Below are 9,884 nucleotides of genomic sequence, written 5' to 3'. Positions count from 1 at the left end.
ATGGTCGACGCCGACGTCGCTCTTGAGGCGGAATCAACAGGCAGGGCGTTGACGATCAGGTGAATGCCCTTCCCCGGATGCAGCGCGCCGCCGGCCGCCCCGCTGCGGGTGAACCGGCCGCGCACGGGCATCTCCCTGCGCCGGCTGGGGAGAACGCCTGCGTGTGTCGTCGGGGAGGACGCTGATGAACCGCAACGCCGTCCCGCCGGGGGACTTCTCGCCCACCGCCCGGCGAGCGGCGGCGCACCGGACGAGACCCGGTCCCCTCGCGCCGGATCCCGTCTCGACCGGCCCGATGGCAGCGGTACCGGCGATAAGCCGCTCCACGGCCGCCAGCCCGCTGCCTACCAACCCGCTGCCCACCACAACGCGGGCGACGGAACCGCTGGCCGCGGGCGCGACGGTGGCCGCTCCGGTTCCCGCCGGCGCCAGGACGGCCGAGCGGGCCGAGGACGGCTGGACCCTGCGCAAGCGGTTGCGGCAGACCCGCGGCGTCCGGCTGCGCGGCGCACTGCGCGGCGCCGTCCCCCTGGCCCTGGCCGGCCTGCTCGCCAACGCCGCGAACATGGGCGTGACCCTGATCATCGCCCGCGCGATGAGCACCCGGTCCTACGGCGCGGTTGCCCAGCTGATCGCGATCTTCTTCGTCGTGTCCATGCCGGGCAGCGCGCTGCTCGTCGGGGTGGTCCGGCGGATTACCACCTGGCAGCACAACGGGCGGCTACACCTGCTGGCGGAGTGGGTGGACCGGGTCCGCCGGGTGGGCGTCGCGACCGTGCTCGTGGTCGCGGTGCTCGCGGTCGTCGGGCGGGGGTACGTCGCCCGCGAGCTGTCGCTGCCCGGCCCCGGCGGCGTCGCCGAGATCATCACGGCGGGGGCGGCGTGGTGCCTGCTGTGCGTCGACCGGGGGTTGCTGCAGTGCGCCCGCCAGTACCGGTCGCTGGCCACGAACCTGCTTGTCGACGCCGTGGTGAAGACCGTGTTCACGATCGGCCTGGTGCTCGTCGGCCTCGACGAGTCCGGCGCGGCGATCGGTGTCCTGCTCGGCGTGCTCGCGGCGCTCGTGCACGTGCGGTGGACCCTGCACCGCAACCCGGCCGCGATGGGCCGGGACCGGGCCGTCGCGGCGCCGGCCGCCGGCCCCGTCTCTCCCGCGCCATCCCCCGCCGCACCTGCCGCACCTGCCGCGGAGTCCCCCATGGCCTCCCCCGCACCGCCCGGCGCGGCGCCGACCCGGCTGGCGGTGGAGGTCGGCGCCGCACTGGTCGCGCTCGCGCTGCTCGGGCTGCTGCAGAACGTCGACATGCTGCTGCAGGGCCGGCTCGCCCCGGACCGGTCGGGCTCCTACGCGGCCGTCTCCGTCGCCAGCAAGGTGATCGTACTGGCCGCGGTGGTGCTCGCCGGTTTCCTGCTGCCGGAAGCCGCCGATCGCCGGCATCTCGGACAGCACGCTTTGCATCAACTCGGTGCGACGATCGCAATACTCCTCGTACCGGCGGCGGGGCTGCTCTCGGCCGCTCTCATCGCACCAGACAAACTGCTTTCTCTGGCCTTCGGCCCTCGTTTCACCGACGCCTCCGGCGCGCTCCTCCCCCTGGCCGCAGCGATGACCTGTCTCGGAGCTACCGTGCTGTTCACCCATTACCTGCTCGCTCTCGGAGAGCGAGGCGTCCTGCTGGCCCTGGCCCTCGCCGCCGCGGCGGCCGTCCCCCTGCTGCTGTGGGCGGACGGTTCACCGACGGCGACCGCTCGGGCCGATCTCGCCTGCCAGGCGACGCTGGCCGTCGTCACCGGCCTGTCGGTGCTCGCCGCGGCCCGTCGGACGGCCCGGGCATGACCGCGCCGAGCAACGGCCGCAGCGCCGGCGCCGGCGCCGGCGCGACGATTCCGCCGACCCCCGCGGGCCTGATCCTGCCGCAGGTCGGCGTCGGCTCCGCGGTGCCACCGGGAATCCTGGCGCCGCAGTTCGGCGCGCCCGGCATCGAGGACGCCCCCCGGCCTCCCTCGCTCGCCGAGCTCGTCGAGTCCTCCGGCCTGCGCCGCGTGCACGTGCTGGCCTGGCGCGACCTCGACGACCCCGAGTCCGGCGGCTCGGAGCTGCACGCCGACAAGGTCGCCGAGCGCTGGGCGCAGGCGGGCATCGACGTGAGCCTGCGCACCGCGTTCGCCCCCGGCCATCCCGAGTCGGTCCGCCGCCACGGCTACTCGGTGGTGCGCAAGGCGGGGCGCTACTCGGTCTTCCCGCGGACGGCCCTGTCCGGGGCGCTGGGCCGCACCGGCCCGTGGGACGGGCTGGTGGAGATCTGGAACGGCATGCCGTTCTTCTCCCCCGTCTGGGCCCGCTGCCCGCGGGTGGTGTTCCTGCACCACGTGCACGCGGAGATGTGGCGGATGGTGCTCTCGCCGAAGCTGGCGAAGGTCGGCGAGTCGGTGGAGTTCAAGGTCGCCCCGCCGTTCTACCGGCGCACGCGGATCCTGACGCTGTCCCAGTCGTCCCGACACGAGATCATCGAGCTGCTCGGCCTGCCGCCGCGCAACATCTCGGTGGTGCCGCCGGGGATCGACCCGGCGTTCACCCCGGCCGGCGAGCGGTCCCCGCATCCCCTCGTCGTCGCCGTCGGCCGGCTGGTGCCGGTCAAGCGCTTCGACATCCTCATCGACGGCCTGCTGCGGGCCCACGACGAGCACCCGACGATGGAGGCGGTGATCGTCGGCGACGGCTATGAGCGGGCGGAGCTGGAAAAGAAGATCCGCGCTGCCGGGGCGGGGACGTGGCTGCGCCTCGCCGGGCGCGTCGACGACGACGAGCTGCTCTCGCTCTACCGGCGCGCCTGGGTACTCACCTCCGCGTCCGCGCGGGAGGGCTGGGGAATGACGATCACGGAAGCGGCGGCGTGCGGCACTCCGTCGGTGGCGACCCGCATCGCCGGACACACCGACGCGGTCGTCGACGGCGAGACCGGCGTGTTGGTGCAGGACCCGACCGATCTGGGCAAGACACTGGCCGGCGTGCTCTCCGACGACGACCTGCGCGCCCGGCTGTCCGCCGGCGCTCTGGCCCACGCTGCGACGTTCACCTGGGCAGAGACCGCCCGCGCCACGTTCGCCGCGCTCGTGCGGGAGGCGGCCCGCCAGCGCGGCGCCGCCTTCCCCGCGGCCCGTGCCGCGAGCGTGATCGGCCAGCGCCGGTGACCCTGGCGACCGCCCTGGTGATCCGGTGACCCTGACCACGTCGCCGTCCGGTGCCGACGGGGGTCGCCCGCCGTCATCGGACGGCTCCGCCCAGGCGCCGTCCCCCCGCACCGCGGACCCGGCGAACCCGGCAAACCCGGCGGGCCCCGGCGGCGCCGTGAACCCCGCGAACCCGGCTCGGCGGCCGAACCCGCGGTCCGGCGAGCGGCCGGGCCCGCCCGGCCGGGCCGGCGCTGCGGCGTCGCGGGGCCTCCGGCGGCCGTCCTGGCCGACCCTGGTGCTGGCCGCCGTGGCCTACCTGCCGCTGCTGGCCACCGCGCCTGGCAAGATCGGCGCGGACACGAAGGCGTACCTCTACCTCGACCCGGGCCGGATGCTGCGCCGGGCGGTCTCCATGTGGGACCCCGCGATCGGTATGGGCACGGTCACCCACCAGAACATCGGCTACCTCTACCCGCAGGGGTTGTTCTACTGGCTGCTGGACACGGCTGGCCTGCCCGACTGGGTGGCGCAGCGGCTGTGGACGGGCTCGATCCTGTTCGGCGCGGGCGCCGGCGTGCTGTTCCTGCTGCGCTCGTTCCGCTGGCCCGACCGGTTCGCGTTCGTCGCCGCCGCCGGCTACATGCTCTCGCCCTACGTCCTGGAGTACGAGGCGCGGATCTCGGCGATCCTGTTGCCCTACGCCGGGCTGGGCTGGCTGATCGGCATCACCGTGCGTGGCCTGCGGGAGGCCGAGCCGGGCCGCGCCGGCTGGCGGCCGGCGGGCTGGCGCTTCCCGGCCGCCTTCGCCCTGGTCGTCACGACGATCGGCAGCATCAACGCCTCCAGCCTCATCTTCATCCTGTTCGCGCCGCTGTTGTGGGTGCCGTTCGCCGTGTGGGGCACCCGGGAGGTCCGCCTCGGCGCCGCCGTGGGCATGTGCACCAGGGCGGTGCTGGCCGTCCTCGTCACCTCGGCGTGGTGGATCGCCGGGCTGTACACACAGGCCGGTTACGGGCTGAACGTGCTCGCCTTCACCGAGACGATCGAGACGGTCGCCAGCAGCTCGCAGGCATCGGAGGTGCTACGGGGGCTCGGCAACTGGTTCTTCTACGGCCAGGACGCGCTCGGCCCGTGGATCGGGCCGGCCACCCACTACACGCACGACCTGTGGCTGATCGTCATCAGCTTCGCGCTGCCGATCCTCGCGCTCGCGGCGGCCTCGACGATCCGCTGGGGGCATCGCGGCTACTTCGTCGCGCTGATCCTGCTGGGCACCACGATCGCCGTCGGCGTCTACCCCTACGACGACCCCTCTCCCTGGGGTCGGCTGTTCAAGGACTTCGCGGAGGGATCGACGGCCGGGCTCGCGCTGCGCTCGCTGCCGCGCGCGGTCCCGATGGTCGTCCTCGGCCTGTCGGTGCTGCTCGCCGGCGGCCTGGCCGCCCTGCAGGAGCGGTACGCGACGCGCGCGGCCGCCGGGGCGGACGTGGGTGGCGGTGGGCGCCGCGGGCGGCGCGCCGCCGGTCGCACCGGTGGTGGTGCCCGGGGATGGCGGCCGGGAGTCCCGCAGCTCGCGATGGGGCTGGTGCTGGTGATCATCGCCGTGGACATGTCGCCGCTGTTCCGCGGCGAGTTCGTCGAGCCGCTGCTGCAACGCCCCGAGCAGGTCCCCGCGTACGAGACACAGGTCGCCAAGGCGCTCGACGCCGGCGACGACGGCTCGCGGGTGCTGGAGCTGCCCGGCGCCGACTTCTCGCACTACCGCTGGGGCAGCACCCTCGACCCGGTCACCGAGGGCCTGATGGACCGGCCGCTGGTCCTGCGCGAACTCATCCCGTACGGCGAGGCCGGCACCGTCGACCTGGTCCGCTCGCTGGACCGCCGGATGCAGGAGGGCGTGCTGGAGACCTCCGCCGTGCCGGACCTGGCGCGGCTGATGGGCGTCGGCGACGTGATGCTGCGCAGCAACCTCGCCTACGAGCGTTACCGCACCCCGCGGCCCCGCGCGACATGGGATCTGTTCACCGCAGCCCGCCCGGCCGGCCTCGGCGCGCCCCAGACCTACGGCCCGCCGATCGCCGAGGATCCGGGGATCCCCTTCACCGACGAGATCACCCTCGGGACGAAGGCCTCGGTGCCCGATCCCCCGGCGCTGGCCGTCTTCCCGGTTTCGAACACCCAGCCGATCGTGCGCACCGCCACCACCGCCCGGCCGTTGCTGGTCAGCGGCAACGGGGAGGCGCTGGTCGACGCGGCCGCCTCCGGGCTGCTCGCCGAGCCCGTCGCGTCCGGGCGGGCGATCCTCTACGCCCCCGAGCTGGCCAGCAAGCCGGGCGAGCTCTCCCAGGCCCTCGACGACGGCGCCGACCTGCTCGTCAGCGACACCAACCGGCTGCGGGCCGAGCGTTGGACGGGGGTCCGGGAGAACTTCGGCTACGTCGAGCAGCCCGGCGTAGCCCCGCTGAAGAGGGACCCCAACGACAACCGGCTGCCGCTGTTCGCCGACGAGACGGCCGCCAACGAGACCACGCTGACCCTGCACGCCCCCGGCGCCCCGGCGAAGATCGCCGCGGTGACGGCGTCGGGCTACGGCAACTCCTTCGCCTACGGCCCGTGGGACCGGCCGGTGCGCGGCATCGACGGCAACATCAACACCGCCTGGCGGGTGGGTGCCTTCACCGACCCGTCCGGCGAGGCGTGGCAGACGACGCTGGCCGCGCCGACCACGACCGACCACGTCCGGCTCATCCAGCCGCTGGCCGGGCCCCGCAACCGGTGGATCACGCGGGCGACGCTGACCTTCGACGGCGGCTCCCCCGTCACCGTCGACCTCAGCCCGTCGTCGCGCACCGAGGCGGGCCAGGTCGTCAGCTTCCCGAGCCGCACGTTCCGCACGCTGCGCATCCGGGTCGACGCGACGAACTTCGGCCGTCAGCGCACCTACGACAACGTCTCCGCGGTCGGTTTCGCCGAGGTGGAGATCCCCGGCGCGGACGGCAGGCCGCTGACCGCCGACGAGGTGCTGCGGATGCCGAGCGACAGCCTCGACGCCGCCGGCGCCTCCTCTCTCGGCCACCGCCTGGCCCTGCAGATGTCGCGGGACCGGGCCAATCCGGCCGAGCCGTTCAAGCAGGACACCGAGGAGGTCATCAGCCGGTCGTTCACGCTGCCCACGGCCCGGACGTTCGCGCTGACCGGCACGGCGCGGATCTCCGCGTACGCCGCCGACGACCACATCGACCGCCTGCTCGGGCGGCCGTCGAACCTGCCCGTCGTCACCTCGTCCGGTCGGCTGCCCGGTTCGATCGCGGCACGGTCGTCGAGCGCCTTCGACGGCGACGCCACCACCGCATGGAGCCACGGCATCGGCGACCCCGGGGGCAGCTGGCTCCAGGTCGTCTCGCCGACACCGATCACCACCTCCTCGGTGACGATGTCCCTCGTGGCCGACGGCCGGCACTCGGTGCCGACCCGGATCGGGCTGATCGTCGACGGCCAGGTCGTCGGCTCGGTGCCCGTGCCCCCGGTCACCGACACCGCCCAGCGTGGCGGCACCCGGCAGGTGACCCTGACCTTCCCGGCCGTCACCGGCAGCACCTGGCGGTTCGTCGTCGACAACGTGCGCACCGTCAAAAGCATCGACCCGATCAGCCGGTCGCCGCTGTCGATGCCGGTGGGGATCGCCGAGATCGGGCTGCCGGGCCTGGCCGGCGGCGTCACCGAGGCACCGGGGGCGCCCTCGGCCCAGCTGCCGGCCCAGCTGCCGGGGACCTGTCGGGACGACCTGCTGAGCATCGACGGTCACCCGATCAGCGTGCGCGTCGACGGTTCCACCGCCGACGCGGTGAACCGCCTCGGCCTGCGGGTGTCCACCTGCGGTGGGGCAATCCCCCTCGGCCCCGGCGAGCACACGATCACCACCGGGGACGGCGCCGAGCTGGGCATGGACCTCGACCGGCTCCTGCTCGCCTCGGACGCCGGCGGCGGCCCCTGGCTGGGCGCCGGCGACACCGGCACCCCCGCCGTGGACACCGCCGCTCCCGCCGCGACGGTCGCCCCGGCGCCTCGGATCACCGTCCAGTCCTCGGACGCGACGTCGTTCACCGCGCAGGTCACCGGAGCCCAGCCGGGGACACCGTTCTGGCTGGTGCTCGGCGAGAGCCTGTCCCGGGGTTGGAAGGCGACGGTGAACGGCGCCGACGCGGGCGCGCCGCGGCTCGTCGACGGCTACGCCAACGGCTGGCGGGTCAACCCGACGGCCGCGGCATTCACCGTGACCCTGACCTGGGCGCCGCAGCAGATCGTCCGGTATTCGCTGGTGCTGTCCGCGGTGACGGTCGTGTTCTTCCTGGCCCTGCTGCTGCTCACCACCCGCCGCGCGCGGCGGCGGGTGGCGGCGGCGCACGCGGCGGGGGCGGCCATGCCCGAGCCGGACCTGCCGACGATCGACCCCTGGTCGATCCCGCCGGCGCGGGTCGACCGGCGGACGGTGGCGGGCGCGGTGGTGGGTGCCGGGCTGCTCGCCACGGTCCTCGTCTCGGTGAACGCCGGGATCGTCGTCGCCCTGGCCACCGCGATCGCGCTGCTGGTGCCGAGGGGCAGGTGGCTGACCCGAGTCGGGCCGGCGGTCTGCCTGGTGGTCAGCGCCTTGTACGTGCTGGAGGTCCAGGCCCGCCATTCGCTGCCGACAAACGGTGACTGGGTGGAGGCGTTCGGACGGGTCGCGACTGTGTCGTGGCTCGCGGTGCTGCTGCTGGCCACGGACCAGCTCGTCGCGATGCTCCAGGGGCGCCGAGGGTCCACGGCCGCGCCGCCGGCGCAGCCCCCCGCCGAGCCGGGCAGGACAGAGGGCACCGCCGACACCCGCTGACGGGCCGTCACGGCCGTCACGGCGGCAGCTCGAGGTGACGGCCCGGCCCACCACCTGGCACCTCGGTGCTCCTGCAACAGTGTTGCAGGAGCACATTAGTCCCGGTTATGGTCGTGCCTGCCCGGCCGGCAGGACACCACCCGAGACCGTTGACGGGCGCAACGAGGGGGCTCGCCCATGACCACGCCCGTCGTCACCGGAGCAGGACGGAAACGGCGGGCCCGGGTGAGGGGCTCGCTCGACCGGCGGGAGTGGACGACGATCGGCGCCATGGCCGCCGTCATCATCGGCCTGCACGTGATCGGTTGGATCCTGCTGACGGCCGTCATCGCGCCGCACCACTACCGGTTCGGCGCCGACGGCCAGGTGTTCGGCGTCGGCCTCGGGGTCACCGCCTACACCCTCGGGCTTCGGCACGCGTTCGACGCCGACCACATCGCCGCGATCGACAACACCACCCGCAAGCTCATGACGGACGGTCGGCGGCCGCTGTCCGTCGGATTCTTCTTCTCCCTCGGCCACTCGACGATCGTGTTCGCGCTGGCCGTCCTGTTCGGCGTCGGGGTGCGCTCGCTGGCCGGCGAGGTCTCCGACGACGGGTCGACCCTGCACGACGTCACCGGCTGGATCGGCACCACCGTCTCCGGCGGCTTTCTCTACCTCATCGCCGGAATCAATCTCGCCGTTCTCGTCGGCATCGTTGCCGTGTTCCGCGACATGCGCCGCGGCATCGTGGACGAAGCGGCGCTGGAGGAGCGGCTGAATTCCCGCGGATTCGCCAACCGCTTCCTCGGCCGCCTCACCCGGGCGATCACCCGACCGTGGCAGATGTATCCACTGGGACTGCTGTTCGGCCTCGGTTTCGACACGGCGACGGAGGTCGCCCTGCTGTTCCTCGCCGCGGGTGCCGCCGGCAGCGGGCTGCCCTGGTACGCCATCCTCGTGCTGCCGGTCCTCTTCGCCGCCGGGATGAGTCTGCTGGACACCATCGACGGATCGTTCATGAACTTCGCCTACGGCTGGGCCTTCTCCAAGCCGGTCCGCAAGGCGTACTACAACATCACCATCACCGGCCTGTCGGTCGCGGTCGCGTTCCTCATCGGCACCGTCGAGCTACTCGGCATTCTCGCCGAGAAGGCGCACCTGTCGGGTGGTTTCTGGGACTGGGTCTCGGGACTCGACCTGAACGTCGTCGGCTACTTCATCGTCGGCCTGTTCGTCGTCACCTGGGCGGTGAGCCTGCTGGTCTGGAAGGTCGGCCGCATCGAGGAGAGATGGACGCCGGCGGCGGGACCCGAACGCGGCCAACCCGAGCCGACCGCCTGAGCGGATCCCCACGGCGAATCTCCGCAGCGAGTCACCGGGCCGCGGAATCGGGGACCGGCGGGGGAAACGGCGATCCCGGCGGGTCGACCAGCAGGGCGACGAGGCGGTCCAGCTCGGCCTCCGGGTCACCGGTCAGGCCGGTGTGGACGGGCGAAGTCTGCACGACGGTGCTGCGCGGCGCGGTCAGCCAGCGGAACCGCTCGCCGGCAGTGAGCCGCCCGGCCGGGCCGGCCTGCTCGCCGCCGCAGCAGACGGCGTGAAACGCAGCCAGGTGGGCGACGACGACGGCCGGGTCGAGGTAGGGATCGAGAACGCCCAGGCGCCCCTCGTCGAGCCGGCAGCGCAGGTCCAGGTAGCGGGAGCGCTGGCAGTACAGCATCACGCCGACGTTGACGAACTCGCCCCGTTCCACCCGGGGAACGATCCGGATCGTCGCGTACTCGAACAGCTCACGCATCGCGGCTCTCCCCCGCCGCCGTCCCACCGGTGCGCAGCCAGTCCCCGGCGCGCAGCC

At 73.6% G+C, this 9,884-nt stretch carries 5 protein-coding genes; 4 read left to right on the top strand and 1 reads right to left on the bottom strand.

The features are described from left to right. Nucleotides 1-184 precede the first annotated feature (184 nt). The 4 genes from NBZ85_RS21625 (at nt 185) to nicT (ending at nt 9,370) form a co-directional block, all read left to right on the top strand. Nucleotides 185-1,837 (top strand): polysaccharide biosynthesis protein, encoded by a 1,653-nt coding sequence (locus tag NBZ85_RS21625; RefSeq protein ID WP_261562496.1) that lies wholly within the window; start codon nt 185-187, stop codon nt 1,835-1,837. Further along, a complete protein-coding gene (locus NBZ85_RS21620) occupies nt 1,834-3,192 on the top strand; it encodes a glycosyltransferase family 4 protein (protein ID WP_261558686.1) in 1,359 nt (452 codons plus the stop codon). The genes NBZ85_RS21625 and NBZ85_RS21620 overlap by 4 nt, the downstream gene beginning before the upstream one ends. Nucleotides 3,193-3,217: 25 nt before the next feature. Further along, on the top strand, nt 3,218-8,044 hold the full coding sequence (locus NBZ85_RS21615) for an alpha-(1->3)-arabinofuranosyltransferase domain-containing protein (RefSeq protein ID WP_261562495.1): 4,827 nt from the start codon (nt 3,218-3,220) through the stop codon (nt 8,042-8,044). 177 nt (nt 8,045-8,221) lie between these two features. Further along, on the top strand, nt 8,222-9,370 hold the full coding sequence (nicT, locus tag NBZ85_RS21610; protein WP_261558684.1) for a Nickel transporter NicT: 1,149 nt from the start codon (nt 8,222-8,224) through the stop codon (nt 9,368-9,370). Between the two features lie 31 nt (nt 9,371-9,401). Here nicT and NBZ85_RS21605 read toward each other — a convergent pair whose 3' ends face one another. Further along, nucleotides 9,402-9,827, bottom strand: a complete 426-nt coding sequence (locus tag NBZ85_RS21605; protein ID WP_261558683.1) for a DUF3037 domain-containing protein — start codon at nt 9,825-9,827, stop codon at nt 9,402-9,404. Nucleotides 9,828-9,884 lie beyond the last annotated feature (57 nt).

Origin of the sequence: Frankia tisae, from assembly GCF_025403405.1 — a bacterium.
GTDB lineage: Bacteria > Actinomycetota > Actinomycetes > Frankiales > Frankiaceae > Frankia > Frankia tisai.
The sequence above is the reverse complement of the archived record's forward strand: the minus strand, read 5'-3'. Positions and strand labels throughout refer to the sequence as shown.